At 71.6% G+C, this 19,524-nt stretch carries 19 protein-coding genes and 2 pseudogenes; 14 read left to right on the top strand and 7 right to left on the bottom strand.

The genetic code is table 11. The annotated features are described in order from the left end of the window. From KBY19_RS22290 to KBY19_RS22265, 6 genes and pseudogenes are all read left to right on the top strand, one after another. A partial coding sequence (locus KBY19_RS22290) for an alpha/beta hydrolase (RefSeq protein ID WP_247691277.1) occupies positions 1–426 on the top strand: 426 nt, incomplete at its 5' end. 119 nt (positions 427–545) lie between these two features. Then, positions 546–1,424, top strand: a complete 879-nt coding sequence (locus KBY19_RS22285) for a DUF4429 domain-containing protein (RefSeq protein ID WP_210966538.1) — start codon at positions 546–548, stop codon at positions 1,422–1,424. An 11-nt stretch (positions 1,425–1,435) separates the two neighbouring features. After that, entirely contained in the window at positions 1,436–2,959 is a 1,524-nt protein-coding gene (locus tag KBY19_RS22280; protein WP_307843583.1) for a sensor histidine kinase, read from the top strand. Then, complete coding sequence (locus tag KBY19_RS22275) at positions 2,956–3,690, top strand: response regulator transcription factor (protein ID WP_180289628.1); 735 nt, start codon at positions 2,956–2,958, stop codon at positions 3,688–3,690. Before KBY19_RS22280 ends, KBY19_RS22275 begins: the two co-directional genes overlap by 4 nt. A 198-nt stretch (positions 3,691–3,888) precedes the next feature. Beyond that, positions 3,889–5,076, top strand: coding sequence for an alpha/beta hydrolase (locus tag KBY19_RS22270; protein ID WP_210966536.1), 1,188 nt, complete (start codon positions 3,889–3,891; stop codon positions 5,074–5,076). Continuing rightward, a pseudogene (locus KBY19_RS22265) lies at positions 5,066–6,404 on the top strand (acyltransferase). Before KBY19_RS22270 ends, KBY19_RS22265 begins: the two are co-directional and overlap by 11 nt. On the opposite strand, the gene KBY19_RS22260 reads toward KBY19_RS22265, so the two are convergent. Then, entirely contained in the window at positions 6,383–6,868 is a 486-nt protein-coding gene (locus tag KBY19_RS22260) for a MerR family transcriptional regulator (RefSeq protein ID WP_245225378.1), read from the bottom strand. The pseudogene KBY19_RS22265 and the gene KBY19_RS22260 sit on opposite strands and share 22 nt — an antisense overlap. A 123-nt stretch (positions 6,869–6,991) precedes the next feature. Here KBY19_RS22260 and KBY19_RS22255 point away from each other — a divergent pair, with 123 nt between their 5' ends. Beyond that, a complete protein-coding gene (locus tag KBY19_RS22255; protein WP_210966535.1) occupies positions 6,992–7,807 on the top strand; it encodes a serine hydrolase in 816 nt (271 codons plus the stop codon). A 14-nt stretch (positions 7,808–7,821) separates the two neighbouring features. Here the strand turns inward: KBY19_RS22255 and KBY19_RS22250 are convergent, their stop codons facing one another. Then, positions 7,822–8,499: a pirin-like bicupin family protein gene (locus tag KBY19_RS22250; RefSeq protein ID WP_099880487.1), complete on the bottom strand. Its 678-nt coding sequence runs from the start codon at positions 8,497–8,499 to the stop codon at positions 7,822–7,824. A 115-nt stretch (positions 8,500–8,614) separates the two neighbouring features. On the opposite strand from KBY19_RS22250, the gene KBY19_RS22245 reads away from it, so the two are divergent. The 5 genes from KBY19_RS22245 to KBY19_RS22225 all read left to right on the top strand — a co-directional run bounded on the left by KBY19_RS22245 (position 8,615) and on the right by KBY19_RS22225 (position 13,572). Next, positions 8,615–9,802, top strand: coding sequence for a CdaR family transcriptional regulator (locus KBY19_RS22245; RefSeq protein WP_099880489.1), 1,188 nt, complete (start codon positions 8,615–8,617; stop codon positions 9,800–9,802). A 100-nt stretch (positions 9,803–9,902) separates the two neighbouring features. After that, positions 9,903–10,850 (top strand): ACP S-malonyltransferase, encoded by a 948-nt coding sequence (locus KBY19_RS22240; protein ID WP_210955370.1) that lies wholly within the window; start codon positions 9,903–9,905, stop codon positions 10,848–10,850. A 22-nt stretch (positions 10,851–10,872) separates the two neighbouring features. Beyond that, on the top strand, positions 10,873–11,907 hold the full coding sequence (locus KBY19_RS22235) for a ketoacyl-ACP synthase III (RefSeq protein ID WP_099880494.1): 1,035 nt from the start codon (positions 10,873–10,875) through the stop codon (positions 11,905–11,907). A gap of 71 nt (positions 11,908–11,978) precedes the next feature. Continuing rightward, on the top strand, positions 11,979–12,227 hold the full coding sequence (locus KBY19_RS22230; RefSeq protein WP_099880496.1) for an acyl carrier protein: 249 nt from the start codon (positions 11,979–11,981) through the stop codon (positions 12,225–12,227). Between the two features lie 79 nt (positions 12,228–12,306). After that, complete coding sequence (locus KBY19_RS22225; RefSeq protein WP_099880498.1) at positions 12,307–13,572, top strand: beta-ketoacyl synthase; 1,266 nt, start codon at positions 12,307–12,309, stop codon at positions 13,570–13,572. A gap of 115 nt (positions 13,573–13,687) precedes the next feature. Here KBY19_RS22225 and KBY19_RS22220 read toward each other — a convergent pair. Beyond that, positions 13,688–14,608: pseudogene (locus KBY19_RS22220) on the bottom strand (NAD(P)-dependent oxidoreductase); the annotation flags it as partial. Between the two features lie 93 nt (positions 14,609–14,701). Beyond that, complete coding sequence (locus KBY19_RS22215; protein WP_099880502.1) at positions 14,702–15,196, bottom strand: DUF3145 domain-containing protein; 495 nt, start codon at positions 15,194–15,196, stop codon at positions 14,702–14,704. Positions 15,197–15,518: 322 nt separating this feature from the next. Between KBY19_RS22215 and KBY19_RS22210 the strand changes: the two genes are divergently transcribed. Further along, entirely contained in the window at positions 15,519–16,487 is a 969-nt protein-coding gene (locus tag KBY19_RS22210; protein ID WP_180289629.1) for an SGNH/GDSL hydrolase family protein, read from the top strand. Positions 16,488–16,674: 187 nt separating this feature from the next. On the opposite strand, the gene KBY19_RS22205 is transcribed toward KBY19_RS22210, so the two are convergent. Both KBY19_RS22205 and KBY19_RS22200 read right to left on the bottom strand, forming a co-directional pair. Beyond that, positions 16,675–17,103: an organic hydroperoxide resistance protein gene (locus KBY19_RS22205; RefSeq protein ID WP_099880504.1), complete on the bottom strand. Its 429-nt coding sequence runs from the start codon at positions 17,101–17,103 to the stop codon at positions 16,675–16,677. A gap of 119 nt (positions 17,104–17,222) precedes the next feature. After that, entirely contained in the window at positions 17,223–18,272 is a 1,050-nt protein-coding gene (locus KBY19_RS22200; RefSeq protein WP_210966533.1) for an NADP-dependent oxidoreductase, read from the bottom strand. 88 nt (positions 18,273–18,360) lie between these two features. Between KBY19_RS22200 and KBY19_RS22195 the strand changes: the two genes are divergently transcribed. Further along, positions 18,361–18,804 (top strand): MarR family winged helix-turn-helix transcriptional regulator, encoded by a 444-nt coding sequence (locus KBY19_RS22195; protein WP_099880508.1) that lies wholly within the window; start codon positions 18,361–18,363, stop codon positions 18,802–18,804. Here KBY19_RS22195 and KBY19_RS22190 read toward each other — a convergent pair. Continuing rightward, entirely contained in the window at positions 18,773–19,423 is a 651-nt protein-coding gene (locus KBY19_RS22190; RefSeq protein ID WP_099880510.1) for a TetR/AcrR family transcriptional regulator, read from the bottom strand. The two genes, KBY19_RS22195 and KBY19_RS22190, sit on opposite strands and share 32 nt — an antisense overlap. Positions 19,424–19,524 lie beyond the last annotated feature (101 nt).

Here is a 19,524-nt window from a genome sequence, read left to right as displayed (position 1 = left end):
GCCGCCGCCTCCCCCAAGGTGGCGCTGTTCTGCCACAGCTACGGCTCGGTGGTGTGCGGGGTGGCGGCACCCGAGCTGCCCGGCAGCGTCACCGACATCGCCGTCGCCGGCAGTCCCGGGATGCGCGCCGACAACGTGGCACAGCTCGGCACCCGCGCCCGCGTCTGGGCGATGCGGGACCGTGACGACTGGATCGCCGATGTGCCCCATATGGACGTAGGGGGGCTCGGACACGGTGCCGACCCCGTCGCGGACGCCTTCGGCGCCCGGCATCTGTCGGCCCGGGGCGCCGTCGGCCACACCGGCTACTTCGTGCCGCACACCCGCAGCCTCGACAACTTCGCCGCGATCGGCACCGGCTCCTACGAGGACATCACGTGCGACTCCTCCGACCCGCACTGCTCCTTCGTTCCTGGCGTTTCCTGACATCACGCCAAGGCGCCGGAGCGCTCCCGGGGCGCCGTACCCACCGAATCAGCGCGCGTAGCGTCACGGAGGGCGGCGGAGGGGGGACGGACAGGCGGCTGCCGCATACGATGACCCACATGGGTGACGTACTGGCTGGAATTCACTCCACCTGGGAGTTCGAATCGGACTCCGTGCTCATCCGCTTCGAACGGGGGATCCGCACACCGAAGCTCTTCCAGGTGCTCGGGGAACGGCGTATTCCGTACGAGGCGCTGAGCGCTGTCGAGCTGGCCCCGGGCGGCAAACGCGGCACCGTGGTGCTGCGTGCCGTGCCCCGCGAGGGCGCCGACCCGCTGCTGGAAGCGGCCGCCGGACAGCTCAAGGAAAGCAGCGACCCCTACCGCCTGGTGCTGCCCGCGGAGCGCGAGACACTGGCGGACTACTACGCGACCGAATTGCGGGCCGCGCTGCCCGAGGAGGCGGCCAAACCCGCCGAGCACCATCTGGTCGCCGCACCGGCGGCACCGCAGAGCTTCAAGGCGTACGACGGCAAGGCCTCCTTCGACGGCAAGGTCGTCGCCTTCCGCTGGTTCTGGACCGGCGCCTCCACCGCCAAATGGAAAGCCGGCGACCAGTTCTTCCCCGTGGGCGGAGCCGAAGACGTCGAATGGCGCTCCCCGGAGGGCCTCAGCGGCCACCTGCGGCTCCGCCCACGCGGGGCCGAGATGCTCGCGGAGGCCGACCAGGACCCGGCCTCCGTGGTGTTCGGTCTCGGCTACGGCCCCGTCTACGAATCGCTGCCCTTCGCCGCCTCGGTCCTGGAGGCGGTACGCGCGGCGGACCCGGTGCGGGAGCTGGAGAGCGTCCGTACGGCCCCGGCGGCACCGCAGCCGCACCGCTCGGACCCGGCCGACGTGGCCGAACGCATCCGGCACCTGGGCGAACTGCACGACGCCGGGCTGCTGACCGACGAGGAGTTCACCGCCAAGAAGGCCGAGCTGCTGGCGGAACTGTGACCCTACGCTCCGTGGTCCCCGACCTGCGGGACGGACTGCGCTCGCTGGGGACCGCACTGGCCACGCCCGCCGCCTCCCACGAGCCGCTGCTCGGCCATGCCTCGTCCCGACTTGTGCAGCGGCTGCCCTACGTGCTGGCCTTCGCCTTCACCGTCGTCCTCCTCCCGTCCACCGTCCAGTTGCTCACGAACGACTACAAGATGCCGGGCGGCCTGGCCGGTGCGCTCGGTGTCGCACAGACCGCACCGCTGCTGCTGGCCGTCACCAGGCCGCTGCCCTCCTGGTGGATCGTTTACACCGCCGACCTGGTGGGCGCCCTCACCCTGCTGGCGGCGGACGGGACCGCAGGCCGCCCCTGGCCGTGGCCGCCGACGGTGATCGTGGGCTATCTGGTGCTGTGCCTGGCGCTGGCACTGCGCGAGAGCCGCCGCACCCTGCTGGCCGTCTGGCTCGCCACGGTGACCGCGTCCATCACACTGGGGTTCGTCGCTCCTGAGCGCAGCGAGGGCACCAATGTCCTGCTGATCGTGCTGAGCGGTGCCGTGCTGCTGCTCGGCGCCACGCTGCGGGAGCGCGCGGAGGCGCAGCGGCGGCTGGCCGAGCAGGAGACCATCAGCGAGGCGGAACGCGCCCAGCGCACCCTGCTGGAGGAGCGCGCCCGTATCGCGCGGGAACTGCACGACGTCGTCGCGCACCATATGTCGGTCATCACCGTCCAGGCCGACAGCGCCCCCTACCGGATCGCCGAGATGTCCCCGGAAACCCGCGAGGAGTTCGGCTCCATCGCCGCCACGGCCCGCGAGTCGCTGACCGAGATGCGCCGCCTGCTGGGCGTTCTCCGGAGCGAGCACAGCCGCGGGGAGCGCGACCCCCAGCCCGGTCTGGAGAGGCTGGAGCAGCTGGTGGAGGCGACCGTACGGGCCGGCGTACCCACCGAGCTGAGCGTCTCCCTCCCCGGGGACGAGGGTGAGGACGGCACAACGGTCGGGGGCCCCGGGCCGGCGCCGGCCGTGACCCTGTCGGCGTACCGGATCGTGCAGGAGGCGCTCGCCAACGTCGTCAGGCACGCACCCGGTGCGCGGACCCGGATCTCGGTGACGGCACCGGAGGACCAGTTGTCCGTCCTGGTGGTCAACGGACCCTCTCCCGAACCGGAGGCCGCACCGCTGGAGACAGCCGGTACCGGACACGGGCTGGTGGGGATGCGGGAACGCGTGCGGCTGGTCGGCGGCAGCCTGGAGGTCGGCCCGCTGCCCGACGGGGGCTTCCGCGTCGCCGCCCGGCTCCCGTTGAACCCGCCCGTCACGGCCCTGGAAGAGCCGCAGGAGACCGCCGGGAACGGCACGGACGGTGCGGTCGGCACGGACGGTGCGGACGGCACGGACGGCGAGAACCCCGGGAACGCCGGGAACGAGAAAGCCGCGGACGCCGGCGAGGCGAAGGGCGGCGGGCTGTACACGAAGGACCGGCAGGACACGACAGACCGGCAGGACACGAAGAGCCGGCAGGACACGAAGGGCTCCGCGACCGGATGAACGGCATGGGCGCGCCCGGCGCTTCCTCCACGGACGGGGTGACCCGTGTGGTCATCGTCGACGACCAGGCCATGGTCCGCGCGGGGTTCGCCGCCCTGCTGGCCGCCCAGAGCGACATCGATGTGGTCGGCGAGGCACCCGACGGCGTGACGGGAGTCGAGCTGTGCCGCCGCACCCACCCGGACGTCGTCCTGATGGACGTGCGGATGCCCCGGCTGAACGGCCTGGAGGCGGCGCAGCAGCTCCTCGATCCGCCACCGGGCGTCACCCACCAGCCCAAGGTGCTGATGCTGACCACGTTCGACGTGGACGACTACGTGTACGAAGCGCTGCGACTGGGCGCCAGCGGCTTCCTGCTCAAGGACGCGCCGCCGGCCGACCTGATCGCCGCGGTACGGGTGGTGGCCGAGGGCGAGGCGCTGCTGGCGCCGTCGGTGACCCGGCGGCTGATCGCGGAGTTCGCCCGGCAGCGGTCCGGCACCGCCCCGCGCAAGGGGCGCACCTCGGCACCCGAGCTGCGACTCAAGGCACTGACCGAGCGGGAGACCGAGGTGCTGGAGCTCGTGGCGCGCGGGCAGTCCAACACCGAGATCGCCGCATCCCTCGTGCTGGCCGAACAAACGGTGAAGACCCATGTGAGCCGCATCTTCGCCAAGCTGGGCCTGCGCGACCGCGCCCAGGCGGTCATCTTCGCCTACGAGTCGGGGCTCGTCGCACCAGGCGACCAGTAGACGCGGCCCCGCCGAGCAGTGACCCGCCCGGCGCGCTGTCCGCGCGCTGCCTGACCTCCCTGCTCTCCTCCACCCCCTACCCCGGTAGCACCCGGCGATTGGCTCCGCGGTGTGACGCCCCGCGTACGGCCGGGACCGCACTCTCCCTCTGCCGCCGCCGGAGATTCCGGGCGGGCGGCGGGAGGAGGGACACCACGTATGAAGCGCCGCCGCAAGCGCGCACTGCTCGCTGCCCCGCTCATGGCGGCCGTCTTCGCCACGACAGCGGGCGTCACCAGTGCGACGGAGCAGACCCCGGTCACCGGCCCCCCGCCGGGCGCCGCCGCCTGGCGCGCCGACCATTCGCTGGGGCGCTCGCTGCCGGACCCCGCAACCGCGAGCCCCGAACGGGTCGCCGCGTTCTTCGCGGGCTTGAACCGGAGCGAGCGGCAGGGACTGGTGCGGCGCCATGCGCTGACGGTGGGGAATCTGGACGGCGCCCCCCTGGAAGTCCGATACCAGGCGAACCGGGTGGCGCTCAAGGAGGAGCGGCGGGTGCAGTTGGCGCGGGCGCGGGATGCCGGTCTGACGCCGGAGGACCACCGGGAGGCCGACAGGAAGGCCGAGCGGTACGCCGAACTGCTCGCTCCCGGACGGCAGATCCTCGCCTTCGATCCACGCGGCCGGGGACAGGTCGCCGAGGTCTACGGGGATCTGGCGCACGCCACCCGCACCGCTGTCGTCGTCCCCGGTTCCGACATCGACCTGGCCGGCTATGACGGCGGCGGCGAGAACCGGTACGGGAAGCCCGCCGGAATGGCCACCGCGCTGCTCCGGCGGATGAGCGAACGGGCGCCGCACGCCCGCGTCGCGGTCGTCGCCTGGGTCGGCTACACCACACCTGTGGGCCTCGGCCCGGACGCCGCCACCGGACGGCTCGCCGAGGCGGGCGCACCGCGACTGGTGCGCCTCCTGGACGGGCTGGCGCAGATTGGGGTGCCCGCTCCCGCCGTGTTGTGCCACAGCTACGGCTCGGTCGTGTGCGGCCGGGCGGCGTCCCGGCTCGACAGGTCCGAAGCCGCCGGCCTGATCGTCTTCGGCTCCCCCGGGATGCGCACCGGCTCGGTGGCGGCACTGCACACCCGGGTGCCGGTGTGGGCGGCGCGCGCCGCCGCGGACTGGATCGGCCGCGTACCCAACGTCGAGGTGCTGGGGCTGGGTCACGGCGCCGACCCGACGAGCGCCCAGTTCGGTGCCCGCGTCGTCACCGCGAACGAGGCCGACGGACACAGCGGCTATCTGGAGCCGGGCACCGACTCGCTCGACAATTTCGCCTCCATCGCGCTGCGCGCCTACGGCTCGGTGGAGTGCGCTCCCACCTCCCAGGAGTGCGCCCATGCCCACTGAGACGCAGCCGATGCACTCCCGCACGCATCAGACCACTACGCGACGGCCCACCGGGACGCGGCAGCCTGGAGCAGCCGGGCTCCGCCGCCCCACCGCTCCGGGCCGCCGCTCCCTGCGGTACAAGGTCCGGGCCGCCGTCCGGGCGGTCGAGGAGCGCACTCCCCCGCACCGCGACCGGGCCGTGGACGGGCTGCGTGCGCTGGCGCTGCTCGCCGTTCCGCTGGGGCACTGGATGCTGGGTGGGTTCACCCGCGGACCGCAGGGCGCCCTGCACAACGCGAGCCCGCTCGCGACACTGGGTTTTTTCGCGCCACTGAGCTGGATGCTGCAACTGCTGGGCATCTTCTTCCTGGTGGGCGGCTGCGCCTCGGTGCTGTCGCTGCAGCGCGCGACCGCACGCGGGCAGACGGCCGGGCACTGGCTGCGCGGCCGGCTGGTGCGACTGGGCCGTCCCGTGCTGGGCGTCACCGCCGTGTGGGCCGCGCTGCTGCCGGTGCTGGCGCTGTGCGGCGTGCCCGAGACGACGCTGCGGACCGGGGCCGTGCTGGTGGTGCAGCCACTGTGGTTCGTCGCCGTCTACGCGGGCGTCACCGCGCTGACGCCGTACTGCGTGCGTGTGGCGAGGCGGTGGGGAGCGTGGAGTGCTGTGCCACTGCTGTCAGTGGTCGCGGTGGTGGACCTTCTGCGGTACGGGCCGTTCGCGCAGCAGGTGCCTTCCTGGACAGGGCTGGTCAATCTGCTGCCGGGCTGGCTGTTCGGCTATCAACTCGGTGTCTGCTGGGGCGCGGGCAGGCTGCGCCGCAGGGCTGCTGCCGTGCTGTGCGCGGGTGGCGGGGTGCTGTTCGCCGTGCTGCTGGTCGTCTTCGACTATCCGGCGTCCATGGTGGGTGTTCCCGGGCAGTCGCGTACCAACTCGCATCCCCCGTCGCTGCTCGTGCTGGCACTCGCGTCCGTGCAGTGCGGTGCCGCCGTCCTGTTGCGCGAGCGGATCGGTCGCGCGCTGCGGCGCCCGGCGCTGTGGGCACCTGTGGTGGCGATCAATCTGTCGGCGATGACGATCCTTTGCTGGCACCAGACGGCGATGCTGGCCGCGGCCGTGCCCGGCGCGGCACTGGGTGCGGTGCCCGGTCTGACGACGGCCCCCGACTCGCTGGGCTGGGTGCTCGCCCGGCTGGCGTGGCTGCCCGTGTTCGCCGTGTCACTGGTGGCGATCGGCAGTGTCACCCGCCGGTTCGAGACGCCGTGGCGGGGGGGCCGGGCGGGGTGCGCGGGCGGTGGCCGGAGCGCTGGCCGCCGCGTTCGCGCTCTACGCGTTCGCCGTGGTGTGAGCCGCGGCATCCCGGGCGGCGGGGGGCGTGACGGCACGGGTCGCCGGCAGTTCTCCGGTCTTCCGGGAGTAGTGGTCGATCTTGTAGTCGAGCACGGCGAGGGTGTCGTGCAGTTCCGCGATCCGTGCGAGCACGTCCTTGCGGGTGGTCTCCAGGAGCGCCTGGCGTTCCGCGACCGTCGTCTCGCCCTGGCGCACCATCTCGGCGTAGCGCACCATGTCCGCGACGGGCATGCCGGTCAGCCGCAGTTTGCCGACGAACTCCAGCCAGTCCAGGTCGCGGTTGGAGAAGCGCCGCTGTCCGGTGTGGGATCTGTCGACATGCGGCATCAGGCCGATCCGCTCGTACCAGCGCAGGGTGTGCGCGCTCAGGCCGCTGAACGCGGCCACCTCGCTGATGGTGTACCTGTCCTGGCCGTCCGGCCTGCGGAGGGCGTCACTGCCGGCGGCGCACTGCGCCGGCAGTTCGGGCTCCGACGTGCGTGGTCTCTCGGTCTGCGTCACGGTCACAAGTGAACGCTACGGAGTTGGAGTGCGCTCGAAGCAAGGGCAAAATCCGCGGAAAATCGTGACCGTTAGGCTCGTTCCATGGACAGCCTGCGGATGATCGAGACCTGGCCGGTGCCCACAGCGGCGGCGGCCGTCGTACGTGCCGACGGCACGGTGGCCGGGACGCACGGTCCGGCCGCGCAGCGCTTCGCGCTGGCCTCCGTCACCAAGCTGCTGACCGCCTACGCGGCGCTGATGGCGCTGGAGGAAGGCGCCGTGGAGCTGGACGAGCCGGCCGGTCCAGAGGGGTCGACGGTGCGGCATCTGCTGGCGCACACCTCCGGGCTCGTCTTCGACGAGCACCGTTCGATGGCCGAGCCCGGTACCCGCAGGATCTACTCGAACGCGGGCTTCGAGGTCTTGGCCGACCATCTCGCCAAGGCGACCGAGATGCCCTTTCCGCAGTACCTGCGCGAAGGGGTGCTCGATCCGCTGGGCATGGCCGCCACCGAGCTGGAGGGCTCGGCCGCCAAGGACGCCGTCTCGACGGCGGCGGACCTGACCCGGTTCGCCGCCGAGCTGCAGTCCCCCGCGCTGCTGGACCCCTCGACGGTGCGGGAGGCGACCTCGGTGGTCTTCCCGGGGGTCAGCGGGGTGCTGCCCGGATACGGCCACCAGAAGCCGAACGACTGGGGCCTGGGCTTCGAGATCCGCGGCAGCAAGTCCCCGCACTGGACGGGGGAGACCTCCTCGTCCGGCACCTTCGGGCACTTCGGCCAGTCGGGGACGTTCCTGTGGGTCGACCCGCAGGCGGGCGCCGCCTGTGTGGCGCTCACCGACCGCGCTTTCGGCCCGTGGGCCGTGGAGGCGTGGACACCGTTCACCGACGCGGTCCTGGCCGAACTGCGCCAGTGACCGGCCGGCGGGGCTCAGCCGTAGACGGGCTCCGCGTGCATCTCCCACAGCAGCACTTCGGCGCCGCCCTCGGCACGCAGCTCCCGGCCGCCCCGCTCGTCGGTCAGCCGCGCTGCGTCGCCCTGGTGCAGCGTCGTACCGTCCAGCAGTGCCCTGCCGCGCGCCACATGGACGTAGACGAAAGCGGCGTCCGGCACCGCCGTACGTGCGCCGTCGGCCAGTCGCCGCACGTGCAGCACGGCTTCCGTGCGCGGCAGTGCGAAGGGGGTGTTGTCCGCGATACCGCGGACGATCTCGTACTCGGGCTCCGTGCCGAACGTGCCCGGCACCAGCCACATCTGGACGAAGCGCAGCGGGGCGTCCCCCGCGTTGCGCTCGGTGTGCCGTACGCCGCTGCCCGCGCCGAGCCGCTGCACGTCCCCGGGGCGTACGACGGTGGAGTGCCCGGCCGAGTCGCGGTGTTCCAGTTCGCCTTCGACGACCCAGGTGACGATCTCCACGTCGCGGTGCGGGTGCTCCTCGAACCCGGCGCCCGGCGCGAGGCGCTCCTCGTTGCAGGCCACCAGCAGTCCGAAACCGACGTTGTCGGGGTCGTAGAAGCCGGAGAACGAGAAGGCGTGCCGGGTGTCGATCCCGGCCTGCTGGTCGCCGCCCCGGTACCGGTCCTCGGCCCGCCACACCACCTGTGCCATGCGCTCCACGGTAGCCCCGGCGGGGTGCGCCGCCGGCGGCCCGGGCCCGGTCCCCCGTACGGGGCCCGTCAGCCCCCGCGCCCGAAGAGGGCATCCGGTAAGGCAGGCTTGTCCCGTGCCCGAAGCCACAGATCCACCACCCCAGCATCCACACCTGGCCACCCTGCGCCGTCTGGAGCAGTCCTCCGGCAAGCTCGCCGCCGCCGCCATCGCGCGCATGGACGAGCAGCTGCCCTGGTACCGCGCGATGCCGCCGGAGAACCGTTCCTGGATCGGCCTGGTCGCCCAGGCGGGCATCGCGGCCTTCACCGAGTGGTTCCGGCACCCGGAGACGCCGCAGGCCATCAGCACGGACGTGTTCGGCACCGCGCCGCGCGAGCTGACACGGGCGATCACGCTGCGGCAGACAGTGGAGATGGTGCGGACCACGATCGAGGTCGTCGAGGCGGCCATCGACGAGGTCGCGGCGCCCGGCGACGAGGCGGTGCTGCGGGAGGCGCTGCTGGTGTACGCGCGGGAGATCGCCTTCGCCACCGCGCAGGTGTACGCGCAGGCCGCCGAGGCACGCGGCGCGTGGGACGCCCGGCTGGAGTCGCTGGTGGTCAACGCGGTGCTCTCCGGTGAGGCGGACGAGGGCGCCGTCTCCCGCGCCGCCGCGCTGGGCTGGAACTCCCCCGAACATGTGGCCGTCGTGCTGGGCACCGCCCCGGACGGCGACAACGAGCTGACGGTGGAGGCGATCCGCCGCGCCTCCCGGCACGCCAAACTGCAGGTGCTCACCGGGGTGCTCGGCAGTCGGCTGGTGGTCATCGCGGGCGGTTCCAACGATCCGCTGAAGGCGGCCAAGTCACTGATCGGCCCGTTCGCGGCGGGACCGGTGGTGGCCGGTCCCGTGGTGGGCGATCTGCTGGCGGCCACCCGCTCGGCACAGGCCGCGATGGCGGGGCTGAAGGCGTGCGCGGCCTGGCCGGACGCCCCCCGCCCGGTGCTGGCCGACGATCTGCTTCCCGAGCGTGCGATGGCGGGCGACCCGGCCGCGCGGGAGCTGTTGGTGGAGGAGATCTACAGACCGCTGGAGGAGGCCGGGTCGGCGCTGCTGGAGACCCTCAGCGTCTATCTGGAACAGGCGAGTAGCCTGGAGGGTGCCGCGCGGATGCTGTTCGTGCACCCCAACACCGTCCGCTACCGGCTGCGACGTGTGACGGACGTCACCGGTTGGTCGCCTTCGGATGTGCGTTCCGCTTTTACGCTGCGTATCGCGCTGATCCTGGGGCGTCTCGCCGACTTCTCGGGTCAGCCGTAAGCTGACGGGCGTCTTTTGTCGAGGGTCCACAATTCCCCTCACTGTTCTTCGTCTCGGTCCCCACCGGCCGAGACCCCGGCACACAGGAGAGAGTGAAAGAGTGCTCGTACTCGTCGCTCCCGGCCAAGGCGCCCAGAAGCCTGGCCTGCTGACCCCCTGGCTCGAACTCCCCGGAGTCGCCGACCGGCTCGCCCAGTGGTCGGCCGCCATCGATCTGGACCTGGTGCACTACGGCACCGAGGCGGACGCCGACGCGATCCGTGACACGGCCGTGGCCCAGCCGCTGCTGGTGGCCACCAGTCTGCTGTCCGCCTACGAACTGCTGGAGGGCGAGCCCACGCAGGACGCGCCCGGCCGGGCCGCCGCCGTCGGCGCGTTCGCCGGCCACAGCGTGGGCGAGCTGGCCGCCGCGGCGCTGACCGGTGTACTCACCCCGCTGGAGGCGCTGCGCATCGTCCGCGCCCGGGGCACGGCGATGGCCGAGGCCGCCGCCGTGACCGAGACGGGGATGTCCGCCGTGCTGGGCGGCGACCCGGAGATCGTCACCGGCCATCTGGACAAGCTCGGCCTGGCCCCCGCGAACATGAACGGCGCGGGCCAGATCGTTGCCGCCGGTACCGCCGAACAGCTCGCCGGACTGTCGGAGGACCGCCCCGAGAAGGCCCGGGTGGTGCCGCTGAAGGTTGCCGGTGCCTTCCACACCGAGCACATGGCGAGCGCGCTGCCCGCCATGGAGGCGGCCGTCGAGGGCGTCGCGCCCGGCACCCCGCTCACCCGGTACGTCTCCAACTTCGACGGCCAGGTCGTGGAATCGGGCCCGGAGGTCGTCCGCCGCCTGGTGAACCAGATCTCGGCTCCGGTGCGCTGGGACCTGTGCATGGAGACCTTCCAGCAACTGGGCGCCACGGCCCTGATCGAGCTGTGCCCCGGCGGCACCCTGACCGGCCTGGCCAAGCGCGCCCTGCCGGACGTACGGACGCTGGCGCTGAAGTCGCCCGACGACCTCGCCGCGGCACGGGACCTCGTCGCCGCTCACACGTCCGCCTGACCTCCAAGGAGCCCCGAGAAGCATGACCGCGAAGATCAAGCCCGCGCAGGGCTCGCCGTATGCGCGCATTCTCGGCGTCGGCGGATACCGACCGACCCGCGTCGTACCGAACGAGGAGATCCTCAAGCACATCGACTCCTCCGACGAGTGGATCCGCTCCCGTTCGGGCATCGCCACCCGGCACTGGGCGAACGAGGAGGAGACGGTCGCCGAAATGACCCTGGAGGCCGCGGGCAAGGCCGTGGCCGGCGCCGGGATCACCCCCGACCAGGTGGGCGCGGTCATCATCTCGACCGTCTCGCACTTCAAGCAGACCCCCGCGGTCGCCACCGAGATCGCCGACCGGATGGGCGCCGGCAAGGCGGCTGCCTTCGACATCAACGCGGGCTGCGCGGGCTTCGGCTACGGCCTCACCCTCGCCAAGAGCCTGATCGTCGAGGGCAGCGCGGAGTACGTGCTGGTGGTCGGCGCCGAGCGGCTGTCGGACCTGACGGATCTGACCGACCGCTCCACGGCGTTCCTGTTCGGCGACGGCGCCGGTGCCGTCATCGTCGGGCCGTCCGACGAGCCCGGCATCGGACCGTCGATCTGGGGTTCGGAGGGCGACAAGCGGGACGTCATCTCGCAGACCATCCCCTGGAACGACTTCCGGGTGGGCGACGTCGCCCAGCTGCCGGTGGCCGAGGACGGGGCGGTGAAGTTCCCCGCACTGCGTCAGGAGGGCCAGACGGTCTTCCGCTGGGCGGTCTTCGAGATGGCCAAGGTCGCCCAGCAGGCCCTGGACGCGGCCGGGATAACGGCCGAAGACCTGGACGTCTTCATTCCGCACCAGGCGAACATGCGGATCATCGACTCGATGGTGAAGACCCTCAAACTGCCCGAACACGTCACGGTCGCCCGTGATGTGGAGACCACGGGCAACACCTCGGCTGCCTCCATCCCACTGGCGATGGAGCGGCTGCTGGCGACGGGGAAGGCGAAGAGCGGCGACACCGCCCTCGTCATCGGCTTCGGGGCGGGTCTCGTCTACGCCGCCACTGTCGTTACCCTCCCCTAGTCAAGATCCGAGCAGCCCCGTACGACAGGGTCGGGCGCTGCGGACTCACCGCTATACGAAGGAGCGCCGCAATGGCCGCCACTCAGGAAGAGATCGTCTCGGGCCTCGCCGAGATCGTGAACGAGATCGCCGGTATCCCGACCGAGGACGTCCAGCTGGAGAAGTCCTTCACGGACGACCTGGACGTGGACTCGCTGTCCATGGTCGAGGTTGTCGTCGCCGCCGAGGAGCGCTTCGGCGTCAAGATCCCGGACGACGACGTCAAGAACCTCAAGACCGTCGGCGACGCGACCGAGTACATCCTCAAGCACCAGAGCTGAGACATCCGTTGACGCGTTTGTCGCCACCCGGCGTATGGGTGGCTCAAACGAGTCACCCCCTACCGTGGAGAGAATTCCAGTGAACGCGACCAATGACTCCGTGGTCGTCACCGGTATCGGCGCAACCACACCGCTGGGTGGCGACAGCGCATCGACCTGGGAAGGGCTCGTCGCCGGGCGCTCGGGCGCCGCACTCCTCGACGAGGAGTGGGCCGCCGACATGCCGGTACGCATCGCGGCGCGGGCCGCGGTCGAGCCGGGGGAGATCATTCCCCGCCCCCAGGCCAGGCGACTGGACCGCTCGGCGCAGTTCGCGCTGATCGCGGCCCGGGAGGCGTGGGCCGACGCGGGCTTCAGCGCCCGGGCCGGTGAGGACGCCTCCGTCAACCCGGACCGGCTCGGTGCCGTCGTGGCGTCCGGTATCGGCGGCGTCACCACGCTGCTGGACCAGTACGACGTGCTGCGCGAGAAGGGCGTCCGCCGCGTCTCGCCGCACACGGTGCCGATGCTGATGCCGAACGGCCCCTCGGCCAACGTCGGCCTCGAGGTCAACGCCAGGGCCGGGGTGCACACCCCGGTCAGCGCCTGTGCCTCCGGCTCCGAGGCGGTGGGGTACGCGATCGAGATGATCCGCACCGGCCGCGCCGACATCGTCGTCGCCGGTGGCACCGAGGCGGCCATCCACCCGCTGCCGATCGCCGCGTTCGGCAACATGATGGCGATGTCCAAGAACAACGAGGACCCGCGGGGCGCCTCCCGCCCCTTCGACGTGGACCGCAACGGGTTCGTGCTGGGCGAGGGCGCCGGGGTGATCGTGCTGGAGTCCGCCGAGCACGCCAGGCGGCGCGGGGCGCGGATCTACGCCGAGGCGGTGGGCCAGGGCATCTCCGCCGACAGCCACGACATCGTGCAGCCGGAGCCCTCGGGCAACGGCATCGCGCACGCGCTGCAGAATCTGGCCTCCCGGACCGATCTGGACCCGGCCGAGATCATGCACATCAACGCGCACGCCACCTCCACCCCGCAGGGTGACCTGGCGGAGCTGAAGGCGCTGCGCAAGGTGTTCGGCGACGACGTGGAGCACATGGGCATCTCGGCGACCAAGTCGATGACCGGCCATCTGCTGGGTGGCGCCGGTGGTGTCGAGACGGTGGCCACGCTGCTGGCGCTGCACCACCGCACGGCTCCGCCGACCATCAACATCGACAACCTCGACCCGGAGGCCGACGGCGACATCGTGCGCGACACCGCACGGGAGCTGCCGGGCGAGGGCCGTATCGCCGCGCTGAACAACTCCTTCGGTTTCGGCGGCCACAACGTGGTGCTGGCATTCCGCACGATGTGATTCCGGTCAGGTGCTGGTGAGGGGCGGCCTCCATCGGAGGCCGCCCCTCACTTGTGCACCGGGATGACAGGCACACTCGTGGGCCCTGCGTGCGCTGCGTGCGCTGCGTGCGCTCCTACGCGGAGCCCCGGGCGTCGCCTCTGCCATAGTCGGAGGTCTCGTAGCTGGCGAAGAACGAGGCCGCCGCATCGTCCCTGCCGTGCCCCTGCGCCTCGGCGCGCCTCAGCCGCTCGGCCATCGCCGGAGTGGCGTCGAGCCGCACCCCGGCGTCCCGTGCCGCACGGGTGATGAGTTCGGCGTCCTTGCGTGCGCCGGAGAGCGGGAAGCTGGCCTCGTAGGCGCCCTCCAGGATCAGCTTGGCCTTCGCCTGCAGATAGGGCGCGTCCAGCGGGCCGCCGGCGACGGCGCCGAGGAAGTCGCCGGCTTCGACACCGAGCCCTTCGGCGAGGGCGAGTGTCTCGGCGGTGCCGTTGATGAGGGTGAGCACCCAGTTGTTGACCACCAGCTTGAGACGGCTGGCGGCGCCGGGTTCGTCGCCGAGCCACAGCGTCTTCGCGCCGATGGCGTCGAGTACGGGGGCGACCCGCTCGCGTACGAGTGGGCTGCCGGAGCCGCCGGACACCAGCACGGTCAGCTCTCCCGCCTCGGCGGGCGCCTTGGTGCCCAGTACGGGCGCGTCCAGCAGTCTCAGCCCGTGCGCCTGGGCGAACTCGGCCAGCGGCGCGAGCCCGTCCGGCCCGACGGTGCTGGCCTGGACCCACACGGTGCCCTCCGCCAGGCCCGGCGCCGCGGCACGCATAGCCGCCAGCACGGCGGGACCGTCGTGGAGGGAGGTCAGCACAGTGCCGGCACCGCGTACGGCCTCGGCCGCCTCGTCCGTGACGGTGACGCCGTGGCCGGCCAGCGGCTCGGCCCTGGCACGGGTGCGGTTCCAGGCGCGGACCGGGAGCCCGGCGGCGGAGAGATTGCGGGCCATGGCGGCCCCGATGGTGCCGGTTCCGAGCACTGCGACCGAGTTTTCGTCAGGCATGCGGGAACGGTAGGCGTTCGAGCGCCCTCGAAGGCAAGCGGCACGCGGTTCGGCCGACCTCGGCCGGCCCCCGACGACCTGGTCTCAGACGACCTGGTCTCAGACGACCTGGTGCAGCCAGCGGACGGGCGCGCCCTCTCCGGCGTAGCGGAAGGGCTCCAGCTCGTCGTCCCAGGGCTTGCCCAGCAGCTTGGAGATCTCGGCCTCCAACTCGCTCTCGCCGCGCCCCGCGCGGGCGACGGCGGCCCGCAGCCGGTCCTCCGGAATGAGGATGTCACCGTGCATGCCGGTGACCGCGTGGAAGATGCCGAGGTCGGGTGTGGAGCTGTACCGCTCGCCCTCCGCCGTCGCGCACGGCTCGGCAGTCACCTCGAAGCGGAGCAGGTGCCAGCCGCGCAGCGCGGAGGCGAGCTTGGAGGCGGTGCCCGGATCGCCCTGCCAGGAGAACTCGGCACGCCAGGTGCCGGGCGAGGCGGGCTGTCTGATCCAGTCGAGGTTGACGCGGGCGCCCAGCACGCCCGCGACGGCCCACTCGACGTGCGGGCACAGGGCGCGGGGCGCCGAGTGGACGTACAGAACTCCACGTGTCGTCACCGGGACCTCCAGTGCGCTCCGAGGGTCGCCACCGGGCGGCCTCGATCACCTACCGGTCACGCGCCGGAAAAGCGCCTGACATTTTTGCACCACCGGTCACTTCCCTACAGCTCCCGAGGTTACGAATAGTAAACACCATTGCGCCCAATTCTCCCCGAAAGGGACAGGAAGTGACGCGAGGTAATATTTACCAGTCGCTGTGCCGATCGGCTCAGCCACGCACCGACCACGGCACAAACACCGACCACGGCACAAGCTATCGCGCGGCGGCGCACGGTGGGTGACGTACCGTCGGTCGGGCACGGGTGAAACAGGGGGTCGGATGACGGAGAGCCACGAGCCGGGGAACGCACGTCCAGCGCGTCCGCGCCCCGGCGCGCCGAAACGGTCCCGCACCGTCGCGATCTGCGCTTTCATCCTGATGACCGTAGCGGGCCTGATCCTCGCCGTGGCGTGTGGCGGCTCCTCGGGTGGAGGCGACAAGCGCGGCGAGCAGCGCGCCGAAGGCTCCTCACGCCCCCACCCCGAACCCACCCCACGGCGGATCTGGGACCGCAGCCCGGACTCGCTGGCAGCGGTCGGCGACTCCATCACCCGCGGGTTCGACGCCTGTTCCCTGCTCGCCGACTGCACCAAGGTGTCGTGGGCCACCGGCACGGCAGCCGGTGTCGACAGCCTCGCGCGGCGGCTGCTGAGCGACCCGAAGAAGGAGAGCTGGAACTACGCGGCCAGCGGCGCGGTCATGGCCGACCTGCCGGAGCAGATGCGCAAGGCCGCGGCCCACAAGCCGGACATGGTGACCGTCATGAGCGGAGCCAACGACGCCTGCCGCCCCACGGTCGGGCAGATGACGTCCGTCGAGCAGTTCCGTGCCGACTTCCGTGCGGGGCTGCAGGCACTGCGCACCGAAGCACCCAAGACGCAGGTGTACGTCTCCAGCGTCCCCAACCTCAAGCGGCTGTGGCGGGAGGGCAGGAAGAACCCGATAGGGCAGCGGGTGTGGGGGCTGGGCATCTGCCAGTCGATGCTCAAGGACCCGCAGTCGACGGACGCGGCCGACCAGGAGCGGCGGCAGGAGGTCCACGACCGGGTGATTGCCTACAACACCGTGCTCAAGAAGGAGTGCGCCAAGGATCTGCGCTGCCGCTACGACAACGGGGCGGTCTTCAACTACCGCTTCACGGGGGCCGAGCTGAGCAACTGGGACTGGTTCCATCCCAGCAAGGAGGGTCAGCGCAGCCTCGCGGAACTGGCATACGGGCAGATCACCGCACGGCGCTCCGCCGACTAGCGCCTCTGCGGGGAATCGGACACCGCACCGGGCCGAAGCCGCTGCCGCGAGGCCACCTGGAGCGGGACCCGGGTACGGAGGCCGGGGCCGGGTGGCCGGATACGGAACCCAGGGCTCCGGAGGCCGGGCCCGGAGCCCGGGCCGCGGAGCGCCGCCCACGCTGCGGCGCCCGCGGCCCGGGGCAGCGTCAGGCGACCTGCAGTGTGACCTCGATGTTTCCGCGCGTGGCGTTGGAGTACGGGCAGACCTGGTGGGCCTTCTCCAGCAGCTCCTTGGCCGTGGCCTCGTCCACGTTCGGAATCCGGGCCCGCAGGGCGACGGTGAGACCGAAGCCGCCCTCCGGCGTGTTGCCTATGCCGACCTCGGCGGTGACGGTCGAGCCGGATATGTCGGCGCCCTCCTTGCGGGCCACCACGCCGAGCGCACCCTGGAAGCAGGCGCTGTACCCCGCGGCGAAGAGCTGCTCGGGGTTGGTGCCCGCCCCGCTGCCGCCCATCGCCTTGGGCGGGTTGACGACGACGTCGAGCTGGCCGTCGTCGCTTGCCACGCGGCCGTCACGGCCGTTCTCAGCGGTGGCGACGGCGGTGTACTTGACGTCGATCGGCTGTATTGCCATGGATGTCCTCCTGTTGATGGCACGACCGGGGGAACTCGCGCCCGTGTTCCCGCCGGTACGTGCACCAGCGTATGTGTTCGACCCGGAGGCGGGGCAGGGAGCCCGGTCGAGACCGCGGCTCAGTCGCCGAGAGTGACGATCATCTTCCCCACGTTCTCGCCGCGCAGCAGGCCCAGGAAGGCGTCCAGGGCGTTGTCGATGCCCTCGACCACGGTCTCCCGGTACTTCAGCTCGCCCGAGCGCACCCAGGGGGCCACTTCCTCGACGAACTTCGGCTGGAGGTCGTAGTGGTCCATGACCAGGAGCCCTTCCATCCGGAAGCGCTTGGCGATGATCTGGGCCAGATTGCGCGGGGCCGGGGTCGGCTCGGTGGCGTTGTACTGGGAGATCATCCCGCACACGGCGATGCGGCCGTGCAGATTCATGGCGGCGATGGCGGCTTCCAGGTGATCACCGCCGACATTGTCGAAGTAGACGTCGATACCGCTCGGCGCCGCCTCCTTCAGCCGCTCGGCGACCGGACCGTTCTTGTAGTTGAAGGCCGCGTCGAAGCCGTACTCGTCGGTCAGCACCTTGACCTTCTCGTCGGAGCCGGCCGAGCCGATCACCCTGGAGGCGCCCTTCAGCCGAGCGAGCTGTCCGACTTCGCTGCCGACCGCGCCGGCCGCCCCGGAGACGAACACGGCGTCGCCGGGCTTGAAGTCGGCCACCCTCAGCAGACCGGCGTAGGCGGTCAGGCCCGGCATGCCCAGCACTCCGAGGTAGGTGGACAGCGGGGCCGCCTCGGCGTCGACCTTGGTGGCGTACTTGGCCCGCAGCGTGGCGTACTCCCGCCAGCCCAGGTCGTGCAGCACATGGTCACCGGGCGCGAATCCGGGGTCCTCCGAGGCGAGGACGACACCGATGGCACCGCCGGTCATGGGCTCGTTGAGCTTGAACGGCTCCACATACGACTTCGCCGCGCTCATCCTGCCGCGCATGTACGGGTCCACGGACAGGTGGATGTTCCGCACCAGGATCTGTCCCTCGGCCGGGGCCTGGACCGGCTCCTCCCGGAGGGCGAAGCCGTCCGGGGTCGGCCAGCCCTGCGGCCGCTCGGTCAGATGCCAGGCCCGTCCGGTGGCCGGGATCCGGCTCTCGGCGGAGTGGGCGGATACGGATGAGGTCACGGTGTCGCCTCCTGGAATTGCTTCAGGTACTGAAACAACCATGCTCCTGCATATTTCATGTTGTCAAGCATTGCGCTAGGCTAGTCGTATGGCAGCAGCAGAGAGTCGCGCCCCGGACGCGCTCACCGTCGAGGTGGCCGAGCTGATCGGCACGGTGGTCGCGCGCTATCACGAGGAGTACGAACTGGCTGCTGCCGAGCACGCTCTGACCGGCGCCCAGGCCCGGGTCCTCACCCTGCTGGCGCGAGAGCCCGCACCGATGCGGCAGCTCGCCCGCCACCTCAAGTGCGAACCCTCGAACGTGACGGGCATAGTCGACCGCCTGGAGTCGCGCGGCCTGGTCGAGCGCAGACCCGATCCCGCTGACCGCCGCGTCAAGATCGCGGCCGCCACCGAGGAGGGGCGGGCGACAGCGGCCCGACTGCGCGGCGAGCTGGATTTCGCCGGGGAACCCCTCCAGGGGCTCACCCTCGCCGAGCGAAGGCTCCTGCGCGATCTGCTCAAGCGGATGCTGGGCGAGTCCCCGCACTGAGCCCCGCCACCAGCAGGTCGAGGCCCGCCCGGAACTCCTCGGCGCGGTCCCCCTGGGCCGAGGCCGTGGCGATCTCCACCACCCGCGGATAGCGCTCGACCGGAAGCGTCCGCCCGCGCTCGATCACCTCGTCCGCCGAACCACCAGCGGGGCTGAGGGCCCGGGCTCCGGCCTCGCCCTGCGCGAAGCCGATGATGAACCCGACCACCAGCCGGAAGGCCACCAGCAGTTCCCGGCCCGATCTGCCGCTCCTGGCCAGCGCCTCCAGCATCCGCTCCCCGAACTCCAGGGTCGGTTCGTCCGTCGTACGGCGCGCCACGATCAGCGGCACGACCTGGGGATGCCTGCGGATGGTGGTCCAGTACGACTCCGCGAGCGTGCGGACCTCCTCGCGCCAGTCGGCCGCGGGCCGGGGATATGCGGCGTGCCGGACGACGGCTTCGATGACCAGCGACTCCAGCCCGTCGCGCCCGTCCACGTAGTTGTAGAGCGTCATCGGCCCCGTGCCCAGCCGCGCCGCCAGTGCACGCATCGAGAGGGCGTCCAGCCCCTTCTCGTCGGCCAACTCAAGAGCCGCCGAGGCGAGTTGATCCCTGCTGAACTTCTTCGGTGCGGGCACCGGACATCCGCCTTTCCGCCGATCCGCCCGGGCTCACACTCGGGAGCCGGGCCTTGACCACGTACGGCGTACGTGTTCCACTGACAATCGTTCACGTACAC

The sequence above is a fragment of the Streptomyces sp. B15 genome (assembly GCF_018070605.1).
Lineage (GTDB): Bacteria > Actinomycetota > Actinomycetes > Streptomycetales > Streptomycetaceae > Streptomyces > Streptomyces smyrnaeus.
Note: the sequence above shows the minus strand (reverse complement) of the source record. Positions and strands in the feature narration are given on the sequence as shown.